Below are 25286 nucleotides of genomic sequence, written 5' to 3'. Positions count from 1 at the left end.
TTGAGGGTGGGTGAGGGCAGACCCGTTGAAGTGTGTCTTTTCAGCTGCGGATCCAGGCGCGTCCCCAGGAGTTGAGGGTGTATTCCTCTTGGGGCCAGACGCCTGGCGCGCGGCCAGCTTCGGTAATTTCCAGCTCCGCCGAGAACTCCAGGCGATTGCGATCGGCATCGACCACCATGAAGAACAGGTTATTGCCCGGACCGTGGCGACCCGGGCCAAAGAACAATGTAATCCGCTCCTTGGCGAAACGGTCGCCCCAGTCGCGAATGTCATTCCACTCGTTGGTTTCGTAACAGTGATGATCCCATTCGTTTTTCGAACCGCGGAAAAACGCCAGCGAGTGGTGCTCGTCGTCTGAACGCAGGAAGCAGGTCGTGAGCTGGCCGCTCTGCTCATCGACGACATTGTCCGAGACCGTGAACCCGACCGTGTTGACGTAGAAGTCGATCATCGCTTCCAGTTCCGTGGTCTGGAACACCACATGCTGCAGGCGACCCGGCATGCCCTTGCGGTCGGTGGCGACGGCGCCACGCGACACGCCAAACACGGTCTGCCGGCCCTGGGGGTCACGGATTTGAAAGGCGCCGGCTTCCAGCAGCGGCGAGTCGAGCGCTTCGACGCTACAACCCTTGCCCACCAGGCGCGTGCGCAGTTCGCTCAAGCGCGCTTGGCTGCCCAGGTCGTACGCGGCCGCGAGCAGGCCGCTGTGGTCGGCGGGCGAGATCAGCATGGCCCGTTGCGGCCCCTGGAGCAGCCAGCTGCCGTCTGCCTGCGCCAGGCCGTCCATGTCCAGCAGGCGCTGATAGAAGTCAACTTGCTGCTGGGGCGCTTTGCTCGCCAGGTGCAAGTAGCACAAGCGTGCGGGGGTAGAAGTCTGCAAGGTTTGCATAAACACCTCTGGGGCTGAAGGTTCAGGGGTAGACGGGGGCCATGGCCGGTTGATCCGCGCAGGCGCTTGTCGGGGGGATGCCGAACAGCGCCTGCAAGGCGGCGGCGGCCTGGTCTTGGGTGGTCCGGTCGAAGAGGGCGGCGACATAGCGATCAGGGCGCAGCAACACAAACGTTTGGCTGTCGCCGAGCAGGTCCTTGAGCGCATCCTCATGGTCTTGAAGTACGGTGCAGCCAGGCAGCGAAGGCAGGGCCTGGACGTGCGCAGGCAGGATCAGGATGCGCTTGGCCTCCAGGTGATCCCAAAGACCGTGGCGCAGTTCATCAAGGCGCTGGCGAGTAGGGTCGCCATATTGGATCAGGGCAAAGCCGGCACCGATGCTCGCGTCCAGCAACTGGGTGTGGCCTTGGGCATCGGTCAGCAGCGGCTGAGGAAACATTTGCCCACAGGCCAGCTTTCCGGCCTTGCCGTCGGGCAGTACCAGGCCTTGGATAAAGCGTGGTTTTGGCTTGAAGCGCATCTGCAGGAAATAGTCGCGCAGCGGCGGCACCAGGCCGACCAATGCGAATGCTGCGCTGATAAGGCGAGCCCGCAGCACGGTAGCCGGCGCCATGACCACGCCCAGGTTCAGCGCCAACTTGATCAAGGCCCAGGCATGCCCGCGCCGTTCGCTTTCGTAGGACTGCAAGGCGGTCACGGCCAATTTGCCGTTGAGTACGCCGATCAACTTCCAGCCCAGATTGTGTGCATCGCGCACGCCGCTGTTCATCCCTTGCCCAGCGTAAGGCGGGGTCAGGTGTGCGGCATCGCCGGCGAGCAATACGCGGCCCACCTGCCAGCGCTCGGCCACGCGGGCGTGAAAGGTGTAGACCGTCTTGCGCACGATTGACACCGGGGCATCGCCTTTGAACGGACGCAGCAGCGTGTGCAGGCTTTGCGGGCTGAGCACTTGGTCCTCGGTTTCGTCCGGGCGGAGCATGAATTCGAAACGCCGCGTACGGTGCGGGCCGGGAACTTCTACCACCGGGCGCCGGGCATCGCAGTACACGCGGGTCTGCCAGAACGGGTCTTCGTCCTGGTCGGTATCGACCACCAGCCAGCGCGAGGAGAAGCTCGACCCGACCATCTCGATTCCCAGTTGCTTGCGCACCGGGCTGCGGCCGCCGTCGCAGGCGACCAGGTAGTTGGCCTTGACGTCGAGCAATTGGCCATCGGCGTCCATGATCAGGGCGCGCACGCCGTGCGCGTCTTGAGTGAACTCCAGCAGTTCATGATTGAAGCGAGCCGTCACGCTCGCAAAGCGCTCAAGGCCGGTCTTCAGTGTGTGTTCGAACAGTGGCTGGCGAAAGGCATTGCGTTTGGGAAACCCATACACCTTGCCGGTGGGCTCGACCTTGCCAAAGCAACGCCCGCCCGCGCGGGTGAAGTAATGCACGCCGTAGCCGGGCACCACATCGCGTAGCACGGCGGCGTCCAGCCCGATCGCCTGCATGGTGCGCAGGGATTCATCGTCGATCGAGACAGCGCGGGGCTCGGTCACGGTGCCGGCCTTGCGGTCGATGATCAGGGTATCCACCTGACCCTGGCCAAGCAGGTTGGCCAGGGTCAGTCCGGTGGGGCCGGCGCCGATGATCAGGACTTGAGTGCTGAAGCTGTTGAGGGTTGTCATTGTTATTCCCTTCCAAAGGTTTCAGTCCGGCTGCGCGGGGCGGTGAGTCAAGGCCGCCATGCGTTGCGAGAGTGTCTGCGCGAGGGCCAGCATCTGTTCCCCTTGTTGCGCTTCCTGGGTGTTGTCGCGCTCCTGGATCGGGCGCACGCAACTGATGCTGCCCAGCACCTTGCCGTCGCTGTCGAAGATCGGTGCCGCAAGGCCGTAGACGCCGGGATCGATTTCCGCCGCACTGGCGACATAGCCCTGGCGACGCAGTTGCTGCAGCGCGCGCCGGAATTGTTCCCAGGTCTGGCCCAAGTGGCTGGCGCGCACTTCGTCCGGGTTTTCCAGGAACAGCTGGCGGTGCTGGCGCGAGGTCATGTTGGCGAGGATCGCTTTCGATGTCGCGCCAAGGAACAACGGCCTGGGTGAGCCCCGGGAGTAGCTGACCTCACTGAACAATTCGCCATGCTGGTGGATACACACCACCTGATCCTTGAACAGCCGGCAGATCAGCCACACCTGTTGCTCGCTCCAGCGTGGCAGAGCCTGTTCCAGCGACTGCGCCGCGCGCACCAGAGGGTCGCTCAGGCGCAACTGGCGGTCCCAGGTGATGATCCGTGCGCCCAGCGCATAGCGTCCGGCTTCGACCTGAAACAACAGGCTCGCCTCGGCCAGTTCGCGTACGTAGCGGTAGATGGTCGAGCGGGTGTAACCCAGCGCAGCGCCCATTTCGTCCACCGCCCAGATCGGGCTGGCCTCGGTGAACAGATCCAGCACCCGCAGCATGCGTTCCAGGCTGGAGCCTTTGCTATCGGCTTCCAGCTCAGACGGGCGTTCTGATTCAAGTAGATTCATGACTCACTGCTCGTCGGCGATGCTGTTGCGCAGGAGGCCGATGCCGCTTATCTCGACTTCGACGGTGTCGCCGGGCTTCATCCACACCGGCGGTTCGCGGAAGGCTCCGACGCCACCGGTGGTGCCGCTGACAATCACGTCGCCGGGTGCCAGTTCGGTGAACGTGGAGCAGTACTCGATCAACTGGCGCACGTCGAAAATCATGTCGCTGGTGCGGGTGTGTTGCATCACTTCGCCGTTCAGGCGCGTGGTCAGTTCCAGCTCCTGCGGGTCGCTGATCTCATCGCGGGTCACCATCCAGGGGCCGAATCCACCGGTTTGGGGGAAATTCTTGCCGGGCACGAATTGGAGCGTGTGCTTCTGCCAGTCGCGCACACTGCCATCGTTGTAGCAGGCATAGCCGGCCACGTAGTCCAGCGCGTCCGCGGCGTTGACGTGCCTTGCGGTTTTGCCGATGACCACCGCGAGCTCGCCTTCGAAATCCAGTTTGTGCGACACCTTCGGACGGATGATCGGCTGCAGGTGCGCGACCTGGCTGTCGGCGAAGCGCGTGAAGATCATTGGATAAGTCGGCATGTCACGCCCGGTCTCACGCACGTGGGTGGCGTAGTTGATGCCGATGCACAGCACTTTGCCGGGATTGGCGATCACTGGCAGGAAGGTCACGTCGGCCACTGGCACGCGGGGCAGTGGCGCGAGCACGGCTGGGGTCAGTTCCCCCAGGCGATTGGCGGCGATGGCGTGCTTTAGGTCGGTGCCAAAGGTGGGTTTGACCGATTCCAGGTCTATCAGTTGATCACCGTCGACCACACCGTAGGTTGTGCGACCGTGAAGACTGAAGCTTGCGAGTTTCATGAAGTGTCCTCTCGAAAAGGATGCGGGAGATGGCGGCAATGGGTTCAATCTAGTCCTGCGCATTAATCCTGTAAAGTGGGATTTATGCATAAATCCTGCAATGCGAAATAAATGCGATTTTTCTGTTCGATCATCGGATCCAGACCGGCAATCGGGCAGCCCGCGTCCTTCCAGCAAGTGGATGGTCACGGGCGTGTTGCTTGTAGGAGAGGGAGGGTGCGACTTAGCGCGGTGCCCAGCAGCCGTGCAGTGACATGCGCATGCGGAACGGGATCTTGATGCGTGCGAGGGGGCCGGCGGCCATGTCAGTGGCGTCCAGCACCACCAGTTCGCTGCGGCCTTCGGCGATCAGGTTGAGCAGGCAGACGACATAGCCATCGCCTTCTGCGGCTTGCGCGGAGCGCGGAATAAAAATGGGTTCCTGGAAACAGCCACTGTCGCCGGGAAACCAGGCATCGGTGACACCGGTCGTGAGGTTGAGGTGAACCAGCAGGTTGAAAAACTGGAATGGCATCGGCCCGTTCGACGGGTTGTACGGGCGCTCTGGATCGAAGGCGAGGAGGAACCCATGTTCATACTTGCGGCCGATGTAGCGGTCATCGCAGCGGGGAAATTCGCAGGGATAGTCCGTCAGCGCCTGGGGTTGCAGCTCATCCTGCGCACTGTTCAGGTCGAATGTCCAGCGCATCAGGCTGGCGGCCAGGGTCTCCGGCGGCGGTACGAAACCGTCCGCCTGGGGGAAGAAATAGAAGATGTTGCCGCCGGTAACCGGCATGTCCACATAGACTTTGCCGTCTTCATCGAACGCATTCAGGGTATGGCCCTGGAAGCCGTCCTTGGGCCCTTTGAACCAGCGCACGTCGCGCGCATGGCCGTGGCGGGGCACTACGGCAAACAGCTGGGGCAACTCGGGCTGCCACTGAAAATGCTGGCCGCCTTTTTTCATGCGCTCGACGTCCACCGTCAACGGGATCAGCGGGAACACCACATACCTTTCCGTGACCGCGAAGTCGTGGACCATCGCGGCGTAGGGCGCCTGGAACCAGATTTCATGCAGCAGCTTGCCCTCCGGCGATATCTCGAAATAGGCCATGTCGGGTGTGCCGTCGCCCTTGGCTTCGTAACTGAAGGCCAGCAGGTTTCCCGTGACGGGGTCGAGCTTGGGGTGGGCAGTGAACGTCGCGGCGTCGATCTGCCCGTCGAAATTCCACTCGCCGAGGGTCTCCAGGGTCTGCGGGTCCAGCGCCCAGGGCATGGCATCCTCCTTGAGGGCCAGCAGGACGTTGTTGTGCGGGATCACCGACGTGTTAGCGGTGGTGTTGTTCTTGGCCGCCAGCGGGTCGTTGGTGTAGACGTTACGGTACACACCATTGAGCGAACGCCCTTCGCGGCGCTGGGCGACCAGGCGATCGGTCAGCACATAGCGGCGGCGCAGTGAGACCTTGCCATCGGCAAAATAAAAGCCGCTGACCAAGGCATCGCCATTGAAGAAAATATCGCTGCCGAGCATGGGCGGGTACTGCGGGTCGGGTGATACCTGGTAAAAGGCGCCACGGATCGCCTCGGGAAGGGCGCCTTCGATCTCAAGGTCATACACGTCGCCCTCGACGCGGCTGGGTGCATACAGTGCCCCGGAAAACTCCGGGGTGTTGGGGAATGGCGTATTCATCGGGTTATCTCATTGATCGGTTCGGTTGACATCGTTCAGGCGGATTGGGCTGACAGGGCCTGCCCGCGAGGCTTGACGCCGCGACGGAAGCGGGCCACCACCAGGCACGAGATAATCAAGGCCAGCCCATAAGCGCAGGCGGCCAGCCAGCCCACCGCACGGAAATGCCCCTCGCCGACCACCAGCGCGGCGCCAAAGGGGCCAAGCCCTTGCCCGATGAATATCGCGGCATTGCCCAGGCCCGCCAGGCGCCCGGAGGGATCCAGTTCGGCAGCCATGGAAAGCAGGTACGGCAAGCTGAAAAACCACACCATATGGATCAGGCACGCCGTGGTGGCAAAGGCAACGGTACTGTCGCCGTATACCATGATCAAGGTCGCCACTAACGCAGCACCGAAGCTCAACAGTTGCGGGAACAACAGGCCAAGCCGCCGTCCGATCAGCCCGGAGAGGCCCGCACCCAGGGCACCCGCCAGGATGCTGCCACCGAGGATAGCCCCGATCTGCTGAGGTTCCAGGCCCAGGCTTTTACCGATTCGCTCCTGGTACACCCACAGGGCGGAATGCCCGAAGAACAGCAGCGCAAACAGCGCGATCAGCAGCAGCGAGGTCAGCCCGAACGGTCGGGCCGCGCCATGGGCGATGCGTTGGGCGTCCGGGTAGTACCTGGGGATTCTCCCGCAACCCAGTGCGGCGAGCAGGCTGGTGATGGCCAGCAGGCCAAAGGCACCGCGCACGCCGAAGACCTGCAGCAGCAGAGGCATCGAGGTGACCAGCAGCATGCCCCATAACAGGTTGCCGATATTGATCACTGCAAACGTTGCATCTTTGGACCGGCGCAGTGCAGCGGTCGCGTACACCACCGCCATGACCGCGCCACCGCTGGCGCCGCAGATGATCCGCAAGACCACCAGCCACGTCTGGCTGTGAAGCTGGGTGCTAACCAGGTTGCCGACGGCCAGTATCAGCAAGGCTACCCGTGCAAAGCGGCGGCGGTCGACGCGCGCCATGAGCAGGGCACATACGCCACAGGCGATGGCCATCGCTATCAGCTCGGCGGCGAAGATCACGCCGATGGCATTGAGCGGCACCCCCAGTTGATCAATCAGCGCGCCGCCCAGGATCGGCTGGATCTGCAGTGTTCCCAGGGAAATGACCATCATCAGGCAAATAGCGCCCAGTGATTGTTTGCTGTCGATGGAGTCGAGCGCATTCATCACACATCACCTCAGTCAGAACTTATGGACGTAGCGAACTTGCACGGCGTAATCGGTCTTGCTGCGGTTCTCTACGCCGGTTTCTTTATAGGTATTGAGCCAGAACGCCTTGTCCTCCGTGATCTTCCAGAACAGGCCCGGGCCAATGCCAAGGACTTTCTCACGAGAGTTGCTCAGGCGGTCGCCGTTGACCTGGTCATCGGAAATCTGCCGGAAGTAATAGCCGTTGATCCCGACCGAGACTTTTGGGTACACCTCGTAGGAGGCGGTAAAGTTGGCCCAGGCCGATTGCCCTGATTGGGTGTCGCGCACGGGGCGCCCTTCAAAGAACTGTGCCGAGCTGCTCGCCGGATCGTCGTTCTTGAAGTTGTACAGGTAATTCAAGCGCCAGCTCACTTCCCAGCGCGGTGCTGGCATCAAGGTCGCGGCCCAGTAGGGGTTGAAGGAAAAGTAATGGGAGCCGGGGTTCAAGTCCTTGTGTTTGTCGTACTTGCCTGTGGGCAGGATCGTATCGAAGGCCACGCGTTGCACGAAGAACGGTCGGCCTTCGGCGTTGACGAGCGGATCGAACTGGATCTGCGGGCCGACAGTGACGTCACCCAGGCCGACCCCGTTGTCCTTGAGTTTGACGCCGTTGTCGCCGAAGTCGCCGTCCAGGGAAACCACCGGGACCAACAGGCTCCAGCCCAGGTGCGCGCCGCCGCCGATGGTGTCCGGTGAGTAATAGCTGAACTGGTTGATCAGGGTAATGACATTGATCTTCGGGTTATCGAAGTTGCCGTTGTCCTTGCCGCCATTGTCACGGATGCTGCTGGACGTACTGAACTTCAAATAGGTCTGATGCGTCAGCCCCGGTGGCCCGGCGAACCCGTCGTAGAAGCTGGTGCCGCCCAGGTTGATGCCGCTGGGTTGGCTGACCGAGGGCGGTGGTGGGCCCTCGGCAGCAAAGGCGGCAAGTGATACGCAACTGAGGGCCAGGCACGCTGGCAAGGATGGTGTCAGTCTCATTGACGTCGCTCTATTATTGGAGTTGTGAGCTGGGGTTGCTTCCCCTGGCACTTCAACTTTAGTTCTCGAGCGTTGCTGTTACTTGTTCACAGCGGTCAGAGTTGACTGAGAGCGTCATATCACGTCGGTTGATTTGCCCTATCACAGCGTTTCAGGGACGGGTATTCGCGCCGATGATAATAGCGCTCGCGCAGCCATCGTGGTTTGTCCCCTTTCAGCCAATAAGTTGGATCGGCACTTAACGCCTGCGCCGGTTCTCCAGCGCCGTGAACAACAGCATGCCGCCCAGCATGGCCGCCGTGAACAGGATGGCCTGCCAACGCCCTGTCAGCAGAATGGCCACCGCCGGACCAGGACAAATCCCGGCAATGCCCCAACCGATGCCGAACAACAGGCTGCCGCCAACCAGGCGCCGGTCCAGCCCACGCTTGGCGGGTAATTGCATGGGCACGCCCAGCAGCGAATGGGTGTGCCGGCGGGCCCAGGTCAACGGGCCAATCGCAACGACAATGGCGCCAATCATCACCAGCGCCAAGGACGGATCCCAGGCGCCGGCTATATCCAGGAACGCCAGCACTTTTGTCGGGTTGGCCATGCCTGCCAGAAGCAGGCCCAGGCCGAACAGCAAGCCGGCGATGAATGCGGTGAGTTTGATCATGTTCAACTTCCCAGTAGATGGCGCAGCACAAACACCGTACCGAAACCGCTGACCATGAAACAGGCAGTGGCGACCATTGAACGCGGCGATAGACGCGATATGCCGCAGACTCCATGACCACTGGTGCACCCTGAGCCGTACCGCGTGCCCACCCCTACCAGGACACCGGCGAGGATCAATGCGGGCCAGCCGCTCTGGAATTCAATCAGCGGCAGCGTGGCGAATACAGCCCACAGCAGCGGGGCGACGAGCAGGCCGAGCAGAAACAGTGCTGTTTCACTGATGCCCTTGCCCTCCCGCTGCAGAAGATGGCCGATCAGGCCGCTGATGCCGGCGATACGGCCGTTGCTGACGGCGAACACGCTGGCCGCCAGGCCAATCAATGCGCCGCCTGCCAGAGACGACCAAGGTGTGAAGTTAAGCCAGTCGACAGTCATGAAGCATTGCTCCTGAGTGATTCGGCGCTATTGTGCTTCAGCGTCGCCAGTGACTGTGGAAAAATCGCTCAGGCCCCGTTAGAACGTCTGCCCCATGGAAAACTGGAAGACCTGCTTGTCTGCGTTCTCAGGCGTGCGAATCGGATAAGCCAGGTTGACGCTCAACGGCCCCAGCGGGCTGTACCAGGTCACTCCCACCCCCACCGAACTCGCCATCTGGCTCAGGTCTACGCCGCCGCAGCCTTGGGTCGTGCTCAGGTAGCACTTGTCCGAATACACCGAGCCCACATCCCAGAACAGCGAAGTGCGCACGGATTTGTTGTCCTTGATGAACGGCACCGGGAACAAGTACTCCGCGCCGCCGGTAATCAGGATATTGCCGCCCAGCGCCTCCGTATCCCGGTCCGAATAGTATGCCTGGCCGGCGCTGGCATAAGCCCCGGTCGCCGGGGTGCTGCGTGGGCCGAGCGTGCCGCTTTCAAAACCGCGTACCGTGCCTTCACCGCCGGCGGTATAGCTTTCATAGAAGGGTAAGCCGTCGGTGGAACCGTAGCCGTTGCCGTAACCGAGCTTGGTATGCAAGCGCAGGGCGGTGTTGTTGCTGACCGGCAGGAAGGTTTGCCCCGTGTAGTCGATTTTGTAGAAACTCAGGTCACTGCCAGGCACCGTCACCGTCAGGTTGAGGTTTTGCGCGTGTCCACGCGTTGCCAGCACGCCTTTGTTCAAGGTCGATTCCGACCAGCCCAGGTTGGCTTTGAAGTTGGTGAACTGTTTGCCTTCGCGCTCGATGAAGTCGTAGATCTCGTCGGCGCTGTAGGTGCCCGGTTCGATACTGTCGTGTTGGGCGGTCAGGCCGAAACTCAGGCGCGACGTCTCATTGATCGGGTAGCCGAGGCTGGCGCCCAGGCCATAACTGTTGATGGCGTAATAGGACACCCCGTCATCGTAGTATTTGTTGTAGTCGGTCTTGTTGTAGAACGCGTTGTAACCCAGGCTCACTCCATCACGAGTGAAGTAGGGATCGGTGAAACCGATGTTGTACTTGCTCTGGTAGGACGACCGGGTCAGCCCCAGGCTGGCGGAGTTGCCTGTGCCGAGAAAGTTGTTCTGGGTAATCGACCCGCCAAGGATTAGCCCCGAGCTCTGGGCGAAGCCGACGCTGGCGGTGATCGAGCCGGACGCTTGCTCTTCCACGGTGTAGTTCACATCCAGTTGGTCATCCAACCCGGTCACCGCTGGCGTCTCGACGTTCACTTCCTTGAAGTACCCCAGGCGCTCCAGGCGCACCTTGGACTGGTCGATCAAGTAGGTCGAGGCCCAGCCGCCCTCCATCTGGCGCATTTCGCGACGCAGCACCTGGTCGTCGGTCTTGGTATTGCCCCGGAAGTTGATACGGTTGACGTAGGCCCGCTTGCCGGGATCGACGCTGAAGGTGATATCGACCGTGTGGTCTGCTTCATGCACCTGCGGCGTGCCGGTGACGTTGGCGAACGTGTAGCCGTCGTTGCCCAGGCGGCGGGTGATCAGGTCCGACGTGGTGGTCATCAATTTGCGCGAAAACACTTGGCCCTTTTGCACCAGTAACAACGCCTGGACCTGATCCTGCGGGACTTTCAGCTCGCCACTCAACTTGACGTCGCGCACCGTGTATTTCTGGCCTTCCTGGATATTCACGGTGATGTACACGTGCTTTTTGTCCGGGGTCATGGAGACCTGCGTCGAGGTGATATCCATGTTGATGTAGCCGCGGTCCAGGTAAAAGGAGCGCAGGCGTTCAAGGTCGCCGGAGAGTTTCTCCCGCGCATATTTGTCGTCGTTCCTGAAAAAGGACAGCCAGTTACTGGTCTTGAGCGTGAATTGGTCGAGCAAGGCGTCGTCGGCGAATACCGTATTGCCGACCACATTGATGTGCTGGATCGATGCCACTTCGCCTTCGTCGATCTTGATCTTCAGGCCCACGCGGTTGCGCGGTTGGGGCACGACCTCGGTGTCGACCGACGCCGAATAGCGCCCCTGGGCCACGTACTGGCGCTGCAGTTCATTGCGCACGCCTTCCAGGGTGGCGCGCTGGAATATCTCGCCTTCGGCCAGGCCTGATTGCTTCATGCCTTTCATCAGGTCATCGGTGGCGATCGCTTTGTTGCCCTCGAACTCGATACTGGCAACCGAAGGGCGCTCGACTACATTGATAATCAGCACGTCGCCTTCGCGGCTCAACTGGATGTCCTGGAAGTAACCGGTCTTGAACAACGCCCGGGTGGAATCCACCAGGCGCCGGTCATCGGCTTCGTCGCCGACGTTCAGCGGCAATGCACCGAACACACTGCCCGCCGAGACCCGTTGCAGGCCATTGATTCGAATATCCGAGATTTTGAAGCCTTGGGCGAGTGCCAGTGAGGCATTGAGCAGCAGCGCAACCGAGCAGAGCAGGCGCGAAAAATTCATCAAGATCTTTTCCAGAACACATCGACAAGCAGCGCCGGCGCGCTTGGTTCACTCGCCGACCGGTGAAGAGCCAGCATAAGAGTGCGCGGCGTTTGGTGCGGTTAACTGAATGTCAAGTTAGGTAAAGGTTGGCCCGAATTCCGCCTGCAAGGCTGATAATGCGCGCCCACCCCTCGGACGAGCCCGTCATGATCTCCGTACTGCTAGTCGACGACGACCAGGAATTGACTGAAATGCTGCGCCAGTACCTGGAGTGCGAAGGGTTCGAGGCCACGGCCGTGCATACGGGAGAGGCGGGTGAGACCGAGGCGCTGTCGGGTCGCTACAGCATCGTGGTGCTGGATGTGATGCTGCCCCAGCGTTCGGGCATCGAGGTACTGCGGCGTATCCGTGCCGTCAGCCAAGTCCCGGTGGTGTTGCTCACCGCCCGTGGCGACAACATTGACCGCATCACCGGCCTGGAACTTGGCGCCGATGACTACGTGCCCAAGCCCAGCTCCCCGGGCGAGTTGGTGGCGCGCCTGCGGGCCATTATGCGCAGGGTGCAGGCGGTGGGCCAGCCGACCACCGAGGTGATCAAGACCGGCTCGCTGGTGTTATGGCCCGGCAAGCGCCAGGCCTTGTGGAACGGTGCCGAACTGGGCGTGACCAGCACCGAGTTCAGCCTGCTCGAAGAACTGGCCCGCAGCGCTGGTCAAGTGGTGAGCAAAAAGGATCTGTCGCTCAATGCCCTGGGTTGCCCACTGACCCGCTATGACCGGCGCATCGACGTGCATATCAGCAGCATCCGGCAAAAGCTGGGGCCGCGCCCTGACGCCAAGGCCTGGATCCAGAGCGTGCGTGGCCTCGGCTACCTGTTGATTGCCGAATGACCAAGCCCAGCCTGCTGTTCTGGAAACTGTTCCTGGCGTTCTGGCTGGCAACCACCTTGACGTTCCTGGTGGGGGTCGGTGTGCTGGAACTGAGCCGCTTCCGCCCGGGCGACCCGCATGTGGGCGCCATCCTCGCGAGTGAGCAAAAGCTGCTGGAACAATTTGGTGTCGAGGCCGCTGGCCAGTTCCTGGCGGTATGGGAGCGTCCGCCAGACGAGGTCATCGGCATTTATGATCGCAGCGGCCAGTTACTGGCTGGGTCAGCAGTTGCAGAGCCAGCTTTTGAACGCGCGGTGACCAGCAAGGAAGGCCTGGCGCTTTTACTGCGCTCGAGCCACGCCCCCGGTGATGACGGCGGCAGGCCCTGGCAACAGGTCCCGCTGATCATTGGCACGTTGATGAGCGCGCTGTTCAGTGGGTACATGGCGTACTACCTGGCCTGGCCGTTGGCGCACTTGCGCCGGGCAATGAGCGATGTGGCCCAGGGGCGCTTCGAAACCCGGGTCAAGCCTTCCATGGGCAAGCGCCGCGATGAAATCGTCGACCTGGCCGAAGACTGCGACCGCATGGCCAACCAGTTGAAGGTGTTGGTGCAAGCCCAGCAGCATCTGTTGCACGACATCTCCCATGAACTGCGCTCGCCGTTGACGCGCATGCAAGCGGCCATCGGCCTGTTGCGCCAGGACGCCGCGCGCCTGGAAATGCTCGAGCGCATCGAACACGAGTCCGAGCGCATGGACACGCTGATCGAGGCGCTGCTGACCCTGGCCCGTCTACAGGGCCGCCCCGAAAGCATCGAGCGCGAGCCGGTGGATATCGTTGAGTTGCTGGTGATGATCGTCGACGACGCGCAATTCGAAGCGGGTATCAAGGACTGTCGCGTTCATCTGCAGGCTTGCCCGCCGTTTATTGCCTGTGTCAGCGGCGAGTTGCTGTACCGCTGTTTTGAAAACGTGATTCGCAACGCCGTCCGCTATACCCGTCCGGGAACGACCGTGCAGGTATCGGCGCAGGTCAACCGCGAGGCGAATCGCTTGAACGTGCGCATCAGCGACCATGGGCCTGGGGTGGCGCCTGGCCGATTGCGCACGATCTTCCAGCCGTTCGAACGCGGTGTGGGCGACACCACCGTCGGCTTTGGCCTGGGTCTGGCCATTGCAGCGAGGGCGGTGCAGATGCATGGCGGCCATATCGAGGCGCGCAACGAGCCGGGGGGCGGGCTGACCGTGGAGATCAACCTCCACAGCGCGCGATCTTTACACGACATTACATTGGCTTGACCGCTCTGTACGTCGCCCCTCATTAGACTGCTCGCCAGTGATCGAGCGGAGGTGGCAATGTTTCAGGTGCATAAAAAGGGCTTTGTGCCCGGCAGGAAGATGGTCGACGGCCTGGTCCCCTATGATTTCTTTTGCGAAGACAACCCGGCGATCAATCTCTTCGTGTTTACCGGTGCCGCTACCCCGGGCGCGGCGATCGAGGAGCAGACGCTGTGGGGGTTTACGCGGCTGGAGCGGTTCGAGGCGATGACCTCTGCGCTGTTGGGCAACAAGCAGCACAGCGGCTGGTTTCAAAGCGTCAGCGTGCTGACCGGACCCAACCAGAACGGTACGCAAAGCGTGAAATTCCAACGTGTGCTGAAAATCATCAAGCACGCCAGCAACACCCGCAAAGTCGACTACGAGATCCTCACCGACGAAGGTGATACCTACTTCACGCGCCCACCCGTCGCTGAAAACAGTGCGCAAACCATCATCTACTCGGCCGAACCGGGTTGAAAAAGGCCGGCTTGCCTTCACTCTGGATCTGCGGGCCAAGGGGCGTGTCTAGGCATGTGCCCCGGCGTGGCCCGCCACCTGTTACGTGCGCCCACCCACGGGGCACTTTCTGAGCTGTTTGGTAGCACACGCCTACGGCGTCGTTGCGCACCCTCTGTCGTCACTTCCCCGCTGTCCATCCAAATCAATCACTTGGCCAACCTTTGCGTCATGTGGCACGCATTCTGCTTTTTTGTATTCGTGGATAATTGGATACAAAAATTCAAAAGGTGCCGCCGATGCAATTTGCCCCTGCTTATGTTGAACGTCAGCCGCTCACGGCGGAGGAGGAGGCCTACAACTTCCTGCTGGATGCCATCTGTAGTGGTCGCTACCGCAAGGGTGATCGGCTGATCGCCGAAGACATCGCTGGTGAAATCGGCATGAGCCGCATGCCGGTGCGCGAAGCCTTCCGGCGCCTGGATGCCCAGGGCCTGGTGACGCTGCGGCCCAACCGTGGCGCCATTGTCAGCGGGCTGGATATCGACGAGTTGCACGAGGTGTTCGAGATGCGCAGCGCCCTTGAGGGCTTGGCGGTGCGCGTTGCGGTGGGGCGTATCGGCGAGCGCCAGCTGGCGGCCCTTGAGCGCATGCTCGACGCGATGGACGACTACCGCGATGAAAGCGCCGCATGGGTCAGCCGCCACCGCGCCTTCCACGAATACCTGTGCAGCCTCAGCGGCCGCCCGCGCCTGATGAAGCAGATTGGCGCGCTGTACTCACTGGTCGAGGCGCCCATGCGCCTGTGGCTGCAACACGGCGAAAAGCCCCTCAGTGCCCGCCAGGAGCACGCGGTGATTCTTGACGCCATCCGGGCTGGTGATGCCGCGCGCGCCGAAGCCGTGGTGCGCGAACACATCGAGGGTACGGTGCCGGCGCTGATCCAATTCCTGCAAAACGAACAATAAAAAAGCTGTCGTGTTTTGACGTTGATTCCTGCCCCCGTTATTCAACGAACTGGAGTGTCTGGTCATGCATAAACGCCGCGCCTTGCTGGTGGCTTTCTCCCTCGGCCTCTGTAGCCAATGGGCCTTTGCTGCGCCCCAGGTACCGGAGCGCCTGAAGAGTGTCGACAAACTCACCTACTGCTCGGGGATGGACTCACCGCCCCTGGTGTCCTTCGATGAAGCGCAGAAGCCACGTGGCCTGACCGTCGACCTGGGCCTGGAAATCGCCAGGCGCCTGGGCGACAAGCAGGTGCAATGGCGGGTGATTCCGTTCTCTGGCCTGGTGCCGGCATTGCTCGCCCAGCAGTGCGACATGATCGTCGACCAGTTGTTTGACAAGCCCGAGCGGCGCCAGGTGATCGACATCGTCAACTACATGTATTCCAGCCAGTCGGTGGTGGTGCCCAAGGGCAACCCCAAGGGCATCAAGACGCTGGATGACCTGTCCGGGCACAAGGTCGCGGTACTCAACGGCTCCACCATCAAGACCTTGCTGGATACGCAGAACGACAGCCTGGCCAAGGCCGGCAAGCCGCCGATGAAACTGGTGGTGTACAACACCGACACCGATGCCTTCCAGGCCCTGCGCATCAGCCAGGTCGACGCCTATGGCACCACCGTGGAAACCGCCGGCTACTACGCCGCGATGGCGCCGGATCTGTTCCAGGAAGGCGTGCCGGCGTTCAGTCGCATCCTCACCGGGCTGGGCATGCGCAAGGACGACCCACAACTCACCGCCGCCGTGCAGCAAGTGATCAGCGACATGCGCAGCGATGGCAGCTACCTGCAGTTGCTGGACAAATGGCATGTCAGCAGCGACACACTCGACTGAGGCGCCACTCTGATGAACTTCAATTGGGACGTGTTCTGGCAGTACCTGTTGCAGCCCAGCGGGGTTTATCTCACCGGGCTGTGGCTGACCTGCCTGATCGCAGTGTCGGCGATGCTGCTGGGGTGCGCGCTGGGGTTGGCGGCGGCGTTGTTGCGCTTGTCGAAGAACCCCTTGCTGCACCTGCCGGTGCGTTTTTATGTGTGGCTGATGCGCGGCACACCGTTGCTGGTCCAGATCGTGTTTCTGTACACCGCGCTGGCGGCAGGCGGGATATTCCGCTTCGAGGACATCGAGCTGTTCGGCCTGATCGTCCCCGGCAATATCCAGGCAGCGATCATTGCGCTGGGCTTGAATGAGGGCGCGTACATGGCCGAGATCATCCGCGCCGGTATCGGTGCGGTGGACAAGGGCCAATACGAAGCCGGTCGCTCCCTGGGCATGGGCTTTGCCAAGCTGATGCGCCGCATCGTGCTGCCCCAGGCGTTCCGGGTGATCGTGCCGCCGTTGGGCAATGAGTTCAACGTGATGCTCAAGAACACCACCCTGGTCAGCGTGATCGGTGTGCAGGAGTTGCTGCTCAGTACTCAGATGATCACCTCGGCGACCTTCCGCGTATTTGAGCTGTACCTGGTGGTCGCCCTCTACTTCTTGACGCTGACCACACTGTGGGGCTTTTTCCAACGCTGGCTGGAAACGCGCTTCAGCCAGTCCGACCGGCCCGACGTGCCGCCGACGGCATCCGGTCGCCTGTTCGGGCGCAGCACCTTGAAATTGCTGAGGGGACGATAACCATGGCGCATCAAAGTGAAGAACTGATCATTGAGGCGCTGGATATCCACAAGTCGTTCGGCGCGTTGCAGATTCTCAAGGGCATTTCCCTGCAGGTGCGGCGCGGTGAAGTGGTGGTACTGATCGGCGCCTCGGGCTCGGGCAAGACCACCTTTATCCGTTGCATCAACCTGTTGGAGGACATCCAGGGTGGGCGTATCCGTGTCAACGGTCGCGCCATGGGCTATCGCGAGCGCAGCGACGGCAGCCTGGTGCGCGATTCGGAGCGAAATATCGCCCGCCAGCGGCGTGACATCGGCATGGTGTTCCAGCGCTTCAACCTGTTCCCCCATATGACCGCCTTGGAAAACATCATCGAAGCGCCGATCCAGGTGCTTGGCACACCACGTGCGGAAGCGTTGGAGCAAGCCCGTGCCCTGTTGGCGCGGGTCGGCCTGGCGGACAAGGCCAGCCATTATCCGTCGATGCTATCCGGCGGCCAGCAGCAACGGGTCGCCATTGCCCGCGCCCTGGCGATGAAACCCCAGGCCATGTTGTTCGACGAACCCACCAGCGCCCTCGACCCGGAAACCGTCGGCGAAGTGCTGCAGGTGATGAAAGAGTTGGCCGAGGAGGGCATGACCATGGTGGTGGTCACCCACGAAATGGGCTTTGCCCGTGAAGTGGCCGACCGCGTGGTGGTGCTCGACCAGGGCGAACTCATCGAACAAGGGCCACCGGACCAGATCTTCAGCCGCCCTAGCCACCCCCGTACCCAGGCGTTTCTCAGCCGCGTGCTATGAACCCCCCGCGAGGAACTGTGCGATGCGATTAACCCGATTGTTCGCGGCGCTGTGCTGCGCCGCCGTTGGGCCCATGGGCCAGGCTGCCGAGTCGGTGGTCAAGGTCTATAACTGGTCCGACTACACCGGTCCCGACACCCTGAAGAGCGTCGAGAAAGACAGCGGCATCAAGGTGCAATACGACATCTTCGACACCCACGAGATGCTCGAAGCCACGTTTACATCCAGCGCTTGATGACCCGGGAATGGAACCGCATCAAGTCCGGCCAACGAATCGAAGAGCCTTTGCCATGTTGAAATTTTCTGCTCATGAGTACCCTTATCCCTCGCAGCGCCAAAGCGTGTTTGCCCGCCGAGGCATGGTCGCAGCGTCCCAGCCACTGGCCGCCCAGGCCGGCATCGAGATCATGCAAAAGGGCGGCAACGCCATCGATGCCGCCATCGCCACGGCGGCTGCGCTGACGGTGGTCGAGCCCACCGGCTGTGGTCTCGGTGGTGATGCATTTGCCTTGGTCTGGAGCAAGGGCCGGCTGCACGGCCTGAACGGCAACGGCCACGCACCGGCGGCCTTGAGTATCGAAGCGGTCAAGACCGCAGGGCATGGCCAGATGCCGCTGTATGGCTGGACCCCGGTCACCGTGCCGGGGTGCCCATCGGCGTGGGCGCAGCTGTCGCAACGCTTCGGCAAGTTGCCGTTTGCCGAGTTGCTGCAACCGGCCATCAGCCTGGCGCGCGACGGTTTCCCGTTGTCGCCGGTGGTTGCTCATCAATGGCAGATTGCACTGGACGAATTCAGCCCCCATCGCGACTCGGTGCTCGACGCCTGGTTCGACACCTACCTGATCGACGGTCGCGCGCCACGGGCTGGGGAGGTGTTCCGCAACCCGGCCCAGGCGCGCACCCTGGAAGAGCTCGCCGCCACCGGCTGCGAAAGCCTGTATCGCGGCGCCCTGGCCGAGCGCCTGGACGCCCATTCCAAGGCGAGTGGCGGCTACCTGCGCGTCAGCGACCTCAAGGATTACCGCGCCCAGTGGGTGGAGCCGATCCACATCAATTACCGTGGCGTGGACGTCTGGGAAATTCCGCCCAGCGGCCAGGGCCTGGTGGCCTTGATGGCGCTGAAGATCCTCGAAGGCTTCAGCTTCGATCATCGCGACAGTCAGCAAACCTGGCATCGCCAATTGGAGGCGATGAAGCTGGCCTACAGCGATGGCCTGCACTACATCACCGACCCCGCGCACATGCGCATGGCCGTCGCCGACCTGCTCAGTGATGACTACAGCACCTGCCGGCGCAGCCAGATCGGCGAACAGGCCCAGCCGCCCAGGCCCGGCGACCCCCACGCCAGCGGCACGGTGTATCTGGCCACGGCCGACGCCGAAGGCAATATGGTCTCGTTCATCCAGAGCAACTACCACGGCTTCGGCTCCGGCGTGGTGCTGCCCGACAGCGGTATCGCGCTGCAGAATCGCGGGCAGGAGTTCAGCCTCGACCCCACCCATGCCAACTGCCTGGCGCCGGGCAAGAAGACCTTTCACACCATCATCCCTGGCTTCCTCACCAAGGACGGTGAGGCCCTCGGACCGTTCGGCGTGATGGGCGGCTATATGCAACCCCAGGGCCATGTGCAGATGGTGATGAACCTGGTGGACTTCGGCCTCAACCCGCAAGCGGCCCTGGATGCGCCGCGCTGGCAGTGGCTGGGCGATATGAAGGTCGGCATCGAACAAGGCGCTTCCCGCGACCTGGCCAATGCCCTGGCGCGGCGGGGTCACCACGTGCAGATCGCCAGCGACCTCACGGATTACGGGCGCGGGCAAATCATCCTGCGCGACCCGGTCAGCGGCGTGCTGTGCGGAGGGACCGAGCCACGGGCCGATTCCCATATTGCGGTGTGGTAAGCCGCGTCACGCGTTTATTGATGAGCAGGCGCACTGGGCGCAGTGCGGGTCGGACAGTGGGCGCATTGCTGGAAAGGCCAGGGCAACAAACCGAGGCAGTGGGCGGTGTTGAAAAAAATAATCAAATAAACCTGTCCCTTTTTTTGGCGCCATCGGTCATTCCAGGTAAGTGAACATCATCGAGAGCTTACTCCAATGCCCGCAGTCCGATCCTTGCGCTTGCGCCCGTTGCTGAAACTGAGCCTGATGCTGAGCCTCAGCGCCAGCCCCTTGCTCGCCGCCGTCAGCTACGCCGAAGACACCGCCACCCGCCGCAGCTATCAGGTGCCAGCCGGCAGCCTGAGTGCCGCGTTGACCCGTTTCGCCGGGCTGTCGGGCGTCAACCTGTCAGTGGACCCGGCGCTGGTCAGTGGGCGCAGCAGCAGCGGGCTGTCTGGCGAGTATGCGGTAGAGGAGGGCTTTGCCCGCTTGCTGCAAGGTTCCGGCCTGCAATTGCAACCGATGGGTGAGCAGGCTTACAGGGTAATACCGGCGCCGGATGGCAGCAGCCTGGAACTGGCACCCACCTCGATCCTCGGCACCACCGGCCTGTATGACGGCGACACTTACGCCGGAGGCCAGGTGGCACGCCGCACGGCACAGGGCATGCTGGGCACGCGGGACTTCATGGAGACCCCGTTCAGCATCACCACCTACACCGCCGATGCGGTGAAGAACCAGCAGGCGCGCACCCTGGGCGACCTTGTCGCCAGCGACCCTTCGGTACGTGCCACCAACCCGGCCGGCGGGCGTTACGAGCAGTTCACTATTCGCGGCTTCAGCCTGTTCAACAGTGACGTGGCCTACAACGGCCTGTACGGCGTGCTGCCGACGTACACCATCGACATGGAAATGGCCGATCGCGTCGACATCCTCAAAGGCCCGAGCCAGTTGATCAACGGCATCTCCCCGCGCGGCAGCGTGGGCGGCGGGATCAACGTGGTACCCAAGCGCGCCACCGACAAGGACATCAATTCGTTTACCGGCACCTGGGCTTCCGACAGCCAGGCTGGCGGTGCGGTCGACGTGGGGCGCCGCTTTGGCGAAGACAACAAGTTCGGCCTGCGCTTCAACGGCGTGAAGCAGTCCGGCGACACCGCGTGGGACCACCAGAGCGTCGATCGCGAAATGGCGGTGCTGGGCCTGGATTTTCGCGGCGAGCGCCTGCGCCTGTCCACCGACATCGGCCACACCGAACGCGACACCGATGCCCCGCAGGAGCGCGTGCAGGTCGCGGCGGCTGCTCCGGTGCCGAGTGCCAACGACGTGCGTCGCAACTACGCGCAGTCCTGGAGCAAGGCCAGCACCAACGACACGTTCGGGACGGTCAACGGTGAGTACGACCTCAGCGATAGCGTGATGCTCTATGGCGGCGTGGGCGCGCGTAAAAGCAACCACGACTTCCTGCGCCACGCGGTGTCAGTGACCAACGCGGCCGGTGATTTCAGCGTTCAGCCGCGGGATTTTACCCGTGATGAAAACGTACGCACCTACACGGCCGGTGTGCGCAACTGGTTCCATACCGGGCCGGTGAGCCATGAGGTCAACCTGGCCGCCAGCTACTTCTACATGGACTTCACCAACGGCGGTGCGCGTTATACGTCACCGTCGAGCAATCTCTACAACCCGGTGCAAACGCCGACGCCTTCGCGGCCGACGCGGTTTGATCCGAAGGTGTACACCGAAAACGCATTCAGCGGCGTGGCCTTGTCCGATACCCTGGGCTTCTTCGACGACCGCCTGCTGCTCACCCTGGGCGCACGCTGGCAGCGGGTGAAGGTGGATGACTGGAGCGACGGCATCAAAGGCGACACTGCCTACGATGAAGAAAAGGTCTCGCCGTCGGGTGGCATTCTGTTTAAAGCCACCGACAAGCTGTCGCTGTACGCCAACTACATGGAAGGCCTGAGCCAGGGCAAGATTGCGCCCTCGACCTCGATAAACGAAGACGAGATCTTCCCGCCGTTCATCAGCCGCCAGGTGGAAGTGGGTGCCAAGTACGATGCTGGCGCGTTCGCGGTAACCGCCGCCGTGTTCCGCATCAAGCAGCCAGCTTATGAAACCAATGCCACCACGCGGCGCTTTGGTCCCAACGGCAAGCGCGAAAACTCCGGCATGGAATTGAGCGTATTCGGCGAACCGCTGAAGGGCTTCCGCCTGCTGGGTGGGGTGATGTACATCGACAGTGAGCTGACCCATACCACCAACGGCACCTTCGACGGCAACCGCGCCCCGGCCACGCCCAAGTACAACGTCAACCTCGGCGCCGAATGGGACGTGCCGGGCCTTGAAGGCCTGACGTTGACCAGCCGTGGCATCTACTCCAGCTCGCAGTACCTGGACCAGTCCAACGTCAAGGAAATCGACGCCTGGAACCGCCTCGACGTCGGCGCGCGCTATGCGTTCAAGGTCGACGACAAACACATCACCCTGCGGGCGAATGTGGAAAACGTCGCCGATAAACGCTACTGGAGTTCGGCCGGCGCGTCGGATGACAGTGAGCCGGGGTTGACCTTATCGACGCCGCGTACGTACCTGCTCTCGGCCACCGTCGACTTCTAAGGGGTGTACACCGATCGACAGGTGGGAGCTGGCGTGCCATCGCAGGCAAGCCAGCGCCCAGCCTTGATTTTTGGTGCTAATGAGAATGTTTTTTGATCACGCCGCGTCGATATGGAATAGTACCCGCCGTTTTCCCCAGCCCACCTAGCTGGGGTGTTTTAACGCCGAGGTCCTTGTCATGCGATTGCTGCGCTCCATCCCCGTCCTTGCCGCCTGCTTCCTGGCGTTCTCTTCAAGCCAGCTGAGCGCCGCCCCCATCGACCTCAACGACGGCCAGCACGCGGTGCATCTGCCGGATACGCCCAAGCGTGTGGTGGTGCTGGAGTTTTCCTTCCTCGACAGCCTGGCTGCCGTTGACGTAACGCCGGTGGGTGCCGCCGATGATGGCGATGCCAACCGTGTGTTGCCCCGTGTGCGCCACGCCATTGGCCAGTGGACGTCCGTGGGCCTGCGCTCGCAGCCGAGCATCGAGGAAATCGCCCGGCTCAAGCCCGACCTGATCGTGGCCGACCTCAATCGCCACCAGGCGTTGTACAGCGACCTGGCGAGCATCGCGCCGACCCTGTTGCTGCCGTCGCGTGGTGAGGATTACCAAGGCAGCCTGAAGTCCGCCGAATTGATCGGCAAGGCCCTGGGCAAGAGTGCGCAGATGGAAGCACGCATCCAGAAGAACCGTGAACACCTCAAGGCCATTGCGCAACAGATACCTGCGGGTGCCAGCGTGTTGTTCGGGGTGGCGCGGGAAGACAGCTTTTCCGTGCACGGCCCGGACTCCTACGCCGGCAGCGTGCTCGAGGCCATTGGCCTGAAAGTCCCGGCGGTGCGCGCCAACGCCGCGCCCACCGAATTCGTCAGCCTGGAGCAACTGCTGGCGCTTGACCCCGGCTGGTTGTTGGTCGGCCATTACCGCCGCCCCAGCATCGTCGACAGTTGGAGCAAGCAGCCGCTGTGGCAGGTGCTGGGCGCTGTGCGCACTCAACACGTGGCCGAAGTGGATGGCGACAGCTGGGCGCGCAACCGCGGCGTGTTGGCGTCGGAGCAGATCGCCGAAGACGCGTTGGCGATTCTCAAAGGCGGCAAAGCCGTACTGAGCCAATAACCGTGCAACGCCGTTTCGCCGCCGTTGGCATCCTGCTGTTGGGCGCTGGGTTGTTCTGGTTTTCGCTCTACAGCTGGTCGCCGTTCACCCTCACCGCGGCGGACGCGTGGAATGGCCTGGTGCATCAAGGCAGCGTGGGCGGCAACATGGCCTACATCGTTGCCCAGTTGCGCGTGCCACGTGCCGTGTGCGCGGCGTTGGTCGGTGCCTGCCTGGGCCTGGCCGGTGCGTTGATGCAGGGCATCACGCGCAACCGCCTGGCCTCGCCGTCCTTGTTTGGTGTGACGGCGGGAGCGGCGTTGGGGTTGGCATTGTTTTCCACCGGGCTGGTCGCACCGCCCTTTGCGGGCGGTGCGTTGTTGATGACCTGCCTGGGGGGCGCGCTGGCCTGGGTCACCGTGTTCAGCCTCGGCGGAGCCTGGTCGCCGACCACCGCCCAAGGCCGCCTGGTATTGGCCGGCGTGGCCGTGGCGGCGTTGTGCGCGGCCCTGACCCGGCTCACGGTGATCCTGGTCGAGGCCCAGGCGCAAAGCGTGCTCAATTGGCTGGCTGGCTCCCTGGCCAATGTCGGCACGGCGCAAGTGCAACTGCTGTGGCCTTGCACCTTGATCGGCGGCCTGTGGGCGCTCTGGTGTGCGCCACGCCTGAACCTGATCAACCTCGGCGAAGACGCGGCACGCTCGCTGGGCGTGGGCATCGCCAGCCTGCGCCTGCAGGTGTTCGTGGCCAGTTTGCTGCTGGTGGGCGCGAGCGTGTGTGCGGTGGGGCCGATCGGTTTTGTCGGGCTGATCGCACCGAATATCCTTCGCCAGTTCCTGGGCAACGACTACCGCTGGCTGATCCCGCTCAGCGCGGCGTTGGGTGCTGTGATTGTGCTCGGTGCCGACCTGCTCAGCCGCGCCGTGGCGTTTCCGGTGGAGACCCCGGCCGGTGTGGTCACGGCCCTGATCGGCGCACCGTTCTTCCTCTTTCTTGCCAGGCGCGCCCTATGATCCGCCCACGACTGCGCCTCTGGCTGCTGTTCGGCCTGTTGCTGCTGGCCACCCTGGCCAGCCTCAGCGCCGGCACCCTGTGGCTCACGCCGCACACCGTCCTGGAGCGCCTGCTGGCCCACGACGCCCTCGACTTCGAAGTGTGGAACCATCGCCTGCCGCGCAGCCTGATCGCGATCCTGGCCGGTTGCGCGTTCGGCCTGGCCGGGGCGATTGTGCAGGGCGTGATCCGCAACCCGCTGGCCTCGCCGGAAATCCTCGGTGTCACCCAGGGCGCCGGGTTGGCGCTGACCGTGGCGATCATCGGCTGGCCGCAGTTGCCGATCGCCTGGTTGCCGTTGGTGGCCTGCGCGGGCGGTGCCGCTGGCGCGTTGCTGCTGGCGCTGTACAACACCGGGGTGAGTTTTTCTGGCGTGCGCTTTGCGTTGTCCGGGGTGGCGATTGCGGTGACGCTGTCCAGCGTCACCGAATTCCTGATCCTGTCCCACCCACTGGATATCAACACCGCCTTGCTCGCGCTGACCGGCAGCCTGTGGAGTCGCAACTGGCACCATGTGGCGCTGGTGCTGCCGTTCCTGGTGCTGATCCCCCTGGGCCTGTGCCTGGCCAAGCCGCTGAACCTGATCGCCCTCGGCGATGAAGCCGCCCACAGCCTCGGCACGGCGCTGAGCCGCACCCGCTGGCTGGCGATGGCCTGCGCGGTGGTGCTGACCAGCCTGGGGGTGGGTGTGATCGGGCCGATTGGTTTTATCGGCCTGGTGGCGCCGCACATGGCGCGCCGCTTGGTGGGCGGGCATCACCAGTGCCTGCTGCCGGCCGCGATGCTGATCGGCGCGCTGTTGCTGGTGCTGGCCGATACGCTGGGGCGTACGTTGATCGCGCCCAGTGAAATCCCCGCCGGGGTGCTCACCGCGGTGATTGGTGCGCCGTATTTTCTTTGGTTGCTGGCACGGTTCAAGGGCTGATG

Annotated in this window: 23 protein-coding genes; 13 read left to right on the top strand and 10 right to left on the bottom strand. The window is 62.7% G+C overall.

Features of this window, described 5'->3' with window-relative positions:
- Nucleotides 1-40: 40 nt before the first annotated feature.
- The 10 genes from ATH90_RS18255 to bamA all read right to left on the bottom strand — a co-directional run bounded on the left by ATH90_RS18255 (nucleotide 41) and on the right by bamA (nucleotide 11687).
- A complete protein-coding gene (locus ATH90_RS18255; RefSeq protein ID WP_098466958.1) occupies nucleotides 41-889 on the bottom strand; it encodes a VOC family protein in 849 nt (282 codons plus the stop codon).
- 22 nt (nucleotides 890-911) lie between these two features.
- Nucleotides 912-2558: a bifunctional 3-(3-hydroxy-phenyl)propionate/3-hydroxycinnamic acid hydroxylase gene (locus ATH90_RS18250; protein WP_098466957.1), complete on the bottom strand. Its 1647-nt coding sequence runs from the start codon at nucleotides 2556-2558 to the stop codon at nucleotides 912-914.
- A 21-nt stretch (nucleotides 2559-2579) separates the two neighbouring features.
- Nucleotides 2580-3398, bottom strand: a complete 819-nt coding sequence (locus tag ATH90_RS18245; RefSeq protein WP_098466956.1) for an IclR family transcriptional regulator — start codon at nucleotides 3396-3398, stop codon at nucleotides 2580-2582.
- 3 nt (nucleotides 3399-3401) lie between these two features.
- Nucleotides 3402-4253: a fumarylacetoacetate hydrolase family protein gene (locus tag ATH90_RS18240; RefSeq protein WP_098466955.1), complete on the bottom strand. Its 852-nt coding sequence runs from the start codon at nucleotides 4251-4253 to the stop codon at nucleotides 3402-3404.
- A gap of 223 nt (nucleotides 4254-4476) precedes the next feature.
- Nucleotides 4477-5922: a carotenoid oxygenase family protein gene (locus ATH90_RS18235; protein ID WP_098466954.1), complete on the bottom strand. Its 1446-nt coding sequence runs from the start codon at nucleotides 5920-5922 to the stop codon at nucleotides 4477-4479.
- 35 nt (nucleotides 5923-5957) lie between these two features.
- On the bottom strand, nucleotides 5958-7139 hold the full coding sequence (locus tag ATH90_RS18230; protein ID WP_098466953.1) for an MFS transporter: 1182 nt from the start codon (nucleotides 7137-7139) through the stop codon (nucleotides 5958-5960).
- Nucleotides 7140-7154: 15 nt separating this feature from the next.
- A complete protein-coding gene (locus ATH90_RS18225) occupies nucleotides 7155-8147 on the bottom strand; it encodes a SphA family protein (RefSeq protein WP_098466952.1) in 993 nt (330 codons plus the stop codon).
- 238 nt (nucleotides 8148-8385) lie between these two features.
- Nucleotides 8386-8805, bottom strand: coding sequence for a DUF6691 family protein (locus ATH90_RS18220; RefSeq protein ID WP_098466951.1), 420 nt, complete (start codon nucleotides 8803-8805; stop codon nucleotides 8386-8388).
- Nucleotides 8806-8807: 2 nt separating this feature from the next.
- A complete protein-coding gene (locus tag ATH90_RS18215; RefSeq protein WP_098466950.1) occupies nucleotides 8808-9242 on the bottom strand; it encodes a YeeE/YedE family protein in 435 nt (144 codons plus the stop codon).
- A gap of 78 nt (nucleotides 9243-9320) precedes the next feature.
- Nucleotides 9321-11687 carry an outer membrane protein assembly factor BamA gene (bamA, locus tag ATH90_RS18210; protein ID WP_098466949.1) on the bottom strand — a complete coding sequence of 789 codons (2367 nt, stop codon included), beginning with the start codon at nucleotides 11685-11687 and terminating at the stop codon, nucleotides 9321-9323.
- A 188-nt stretch (nucleotides 11688-11875) separates the two neighbouring features.
- Between bamA and ATH90_RS18205 the strand changes: the two genes are divergently transcribed.
- The 13 genes from ATH90_RS18205 (at nucleotide 11876) to ATH90_RS18145 (ending at nucleotide 25284) form a co-directional block, all read left to right on the top strand.
- Nucleotides 11876-12559 carry a response regulator transcription factor gene (locus ATH90_RS18205; RefSeq protein ID WP_098467696.1) on the top strand — a complete coding sequence of 228 codons (684 nt, stop codon included), beginning with the start codon at nucleotides 11876-11878 and terminating at the stop codon, nucleotides 12557-12559.
- Nucleotides 12556-13839: a HAMP domain-containing sensor histidine kinase gene (locus tag ATH90_RS18200; protein ID WP_098466948.1), complete on the top strand. Its 1284-nt coding sequence runs from the start codon at nucleotides 12556-12558 to the stop codon at nucleotides 13837-13839. Before ATH90_RS18205 ends, ATH90_RS18200 begins: the two co-directional genes overlap by 4 nt.
- 57 nt (nucleotides 13840-13896) lie before the next feature.
- Complete coding sequence (locus ATH90_RS18195) at nucleotides 13897-14337, top strand: hypothetical protein (RefSeq protein ID WP_098466947.1); 441 nt, start codon at nucleotides 13897-13899, stop codon at nucleotides 14335-14337.
- Between the two features lie 278 nt (nucleotides 14338-14615).
- Complete coding sequence (locus tag ATH90_RS18190; RefSeq protein WP_098466946.1) at nucleotides 14616-15284, top strand: GntR family transcriptional regulator; 669 nt, start codon at nucleotides 14616-14618, stop codon at nucleotides 15282-15284.
- A 64-nt stretch (nucleotides 15285-15348) separates the two neighbouring features.
- Complete coding sequence (locus tag ATH90_RS18185; protein WP_098466945.1) at nucleotides 15349-16155, top strand: ABC transporter substrate-binding protein; 807 nt, start codon at nucleotides 15349-15351, stop codon at nucleotides 16153-16155.
- Between the two features lie 12 nt (nucleotides 16156-16167).
- Nucleotides 16168-16944: an amino acid ABC transporter permease gene (locus ATH90_RS18180; RefSeq protein ID WP_098466944.1), complete on the top strand. Its 777-nt coding sequence runs from the start codon at nucleotides 16168-16170 to the stop codon at nucleotides 16942-16944.
- 2 nt (nucleotides 16945-16946) lie between these two features.
- Entirely contained in the window at nucleotides 16947-17726 is a 780-nt protein-coding gene (locus ATH90_RS18175; RefSeq protein WP_098466943.1) for an amino acid ABC transporter ATP-binding protein, read from the top strand.
- Nucleotides 17727-17748: 22 nt separating this feature from the next.
- Nucleotides 17749-17961 (top strand): hypothetical protein, encoded by a 213-nt coding sequence (locus tag ATH90_RS18170; protein ID WP_244905988.1) that lies wholly within the window; start codon nucleotides 17749-17751, stop codon nucleotides 17959-17961.
- Nucleotides 17962-18016: 55 nt separating this feature from the next.
- Nucleotides 18017-19627: a gamma-glutamyltransferase family protein gene (locus ATH90_RS18165; RefSeq protein ID WP_098466942.1), complete on the top strand. Its 1611-nt coding sequence runs from the start codon at nucleotides 18017-18019 to the stop codon at nucleotides 19625-19627.
- Nucleotides 19628-19822: 195 nt separating this feature from the next.
- Entirely contained in the window at nucleotides 19823-22228 is a 2406-nt protein-coding gene (locus ATH90_RS18160) for a TonB-dependent receptor (protein WP_098466941.1), read from the top strand.
- Between the two features lie 184 nt (nucleotides 22229-22412).
- The gene (locus ATH90_RS18155; RefSeq protein WP_397457503.1) at nucleotides 22413-23327 is read left to right on the top strand and encodes a Fe(3+) dicitrate ABC transporter substrate-binding protein FecB; all 915 of its coding nucleotides are present in this window, start codon (nucleotides 22413-22415) and stop codon (nucleotides 23325-23327) included.
- 2 nt (nucleotides 23328-23329) lie between these two features.
- Nucleotides 23330-24319 (top strand): iron-dicitrate ABC transporter permease FecC, encoded by a 990-nt coding sequence (gene fecC, locus ATH90_RS18150; protein ID WP_034107496.1) that lies wholly within the window; start codon nucleotides 23330-23332, stop codon nucleotides 24317-24319.
- Nucleotides 24316-25284, top strand: a complete 969-nt coding sequence (locus ATH90_RS18145; protein ID WP_098466940.1) for an iron chelate uptake ABC transporter family permease subunit — start codon at nucleotides 24316-24318, stop codon at nucleotides 25282-25284. Before fecC ends, ATH90_RS18145 begins: the two co-directional genes overlap by 4 nt.
- Nucleotides 25285-25286 lie beyond the last annotated feature (2 nt).

The organism is Pseudomonas lurida, from assembly GCF_002563895.1.
In the GTDB taxonomy this organism is placed as follows: Bacteria; Pseudomonadota; Gammaproteobacteria; order Pseudomonadales; family Pseudomonadaceae; genus Aquipseudomonas; species Aquipseudomonas lurida.
Note: the sequence above shows the minus strand (reverse complement) of the source record. Positions and strands in the feature narration are given on the sequence as shown.

Excerpts from the sequence above, each read along its gene's own strand:
- ATH90_RS18175 (WP_098466943.1), top strand. The coding sequence starts at position 16,947 with ATGGCGCATCAAAGTGAAGAACTGATCATTGAGGCGCTGGATATCCAC.
- ATH90_RS18215 (WP_098466950.1), bottom strand. The coding sequence starts at position 9,242 with ATGACTGTCGACTGGCTTAACTTCACACCTTGGTCGTCTCTGGCAGGC.
- ATH90_RS18170 (WP_244905988.1), top strand. The coding sequence starts at position 17,749 with ATGCGATTAACCCGATTGTTCGCGGCGCTGTGCTGCGCCGCCGTTGGG.
- ATH90_RS18180 (WP_098466944.1), top strand. The coding sequence starts at position 16,168 with ATGAACTTCAATTGGGACGTGTTCTGGCAGTACCTGTTGCAGCCCAGC.
- ATH90_RS18255 (WP_098466958.1), bottom strand. The coding sequence starts at position 889 with ATGCAAACCTTGCAGACTTCTACCCCCGCACGCTTGTGCTACTTGCAC.
- ATH90_RS18165 (WP_098466942.1), top strand. The coding sequence starts at position 18,017 with ATGTTGAAATTTTCTGCTCATGAGTACCCTTATCCCTCGCAGCGCCAA.
- ATH90_RS18160 (WP_098466941.1), top strand. The coding sequence starts at position 19,823 with ATGCCCGCAGTCCGATCCTTGCGCTTGCGCCCGTTGCTGAAACTGAGC.
- ATH90_RS18200 (WP_098466948.1), top strand. The coding sequence starts at position 12,556 with ATGACCAAGCCCAGCCTGCTGTTCTGGAAACTGTTCCTGGCGTTCTGG.
- ATH90_RS18250 (WP_098466957.1), bottom strand. The coding sequence starts at position 2,558 with ATGACAACCCTCAACAGCTTCAGCACTCAAGTCCTGATCATCGGCGCC.
- ATH90_RS18225 (WP_098466952.1), bottom strand. The coding sequence starts at position 8,147 with ATGAGACTGACACCATCCTTGCCAGCGTGCCTGGCCCTCAGTTGCGTA.
- ATH90_RS18235 (WP_098466954.1), bottom strand. The coding sequence starts at position 5,922 with ATGAATACGCCATTCCCCAACACCCCGGAGTTTTCCGGGGCACTGTAT.
- bamA (WP_098466949.1), bottom strand. The coding sequence starts at position 11,687 with ATGAATTTTTCGCGCCTGCTCTGCTCGGTTGCGCTGCTGCTCAATGCC.
- ATH90_RS18240 (WP_098466955.1), bottom strand. The coding sequence starts at position 4,253 with ATGAAACTCGCAAGCTTCAGTCTTCACGGTCGCACAACCTACGGTGTG.
- ATH90_RS18245 (WP_098466956.1), bottom strand. The coding sequence starts at position 3,398 with ATGAATCTACTTGAATCAGAACGCCCGTCTGAGCTGGAAGCCGATAGC.
- ATH90_RS18230 (WP_098466953.1), bottom strand. The coding sequence starts at position 7,139 with ATGAATGCGCTCGACTCCATCGACAGCAAACAATCACTGGGCGCTATT.
- ATH90_RS18205 (WP_098467696.1), top strand. The coding sequence starts at position 11,876 with ATGATCTCCGTACTGCTAGTCGACGACGACCAGGAATTGACTGAAATG.
- ATH90_RS18220 (WP_098466951.1), bottom strand. The coding sequence starts at position 8,805 with ATGATCAAACTCACCGCATTCATCGCCGGCTTGCTGTTCGGCCTGGGC.
- ATH90_RS18195 (WP_098466947.1), top strand. The coding sequence starts at position 13,897 with ATGTTTCAGGTGCATAAAAAGGGCTTTGTGCCCGGCAGGAAGATGGTC.
- ATH90_RS18185 (WP_098466945.1), top strand. The coding sequence starts at position 15,349 with ATGCATAAACGCCGCGCCTTGCTGGTGGCTTTCTCCCTCGGCCTCTGT.
- ATH90_RS18190 (WP_098466946.1), top strand. The coding sequence starts at position 14,616 with ATGCAATTTGCCCCTGCTTATGTTGAACGTCAGCCGCTCACGGCGGAG.
- ATH90_RS18145 (WP_098466940.1), top strand. The coding sequence starts at position 24,316 with ATGATCCGCCCACGACTGCGCCTCTGGCTGCTGTTCGGCCTGTTGCTG.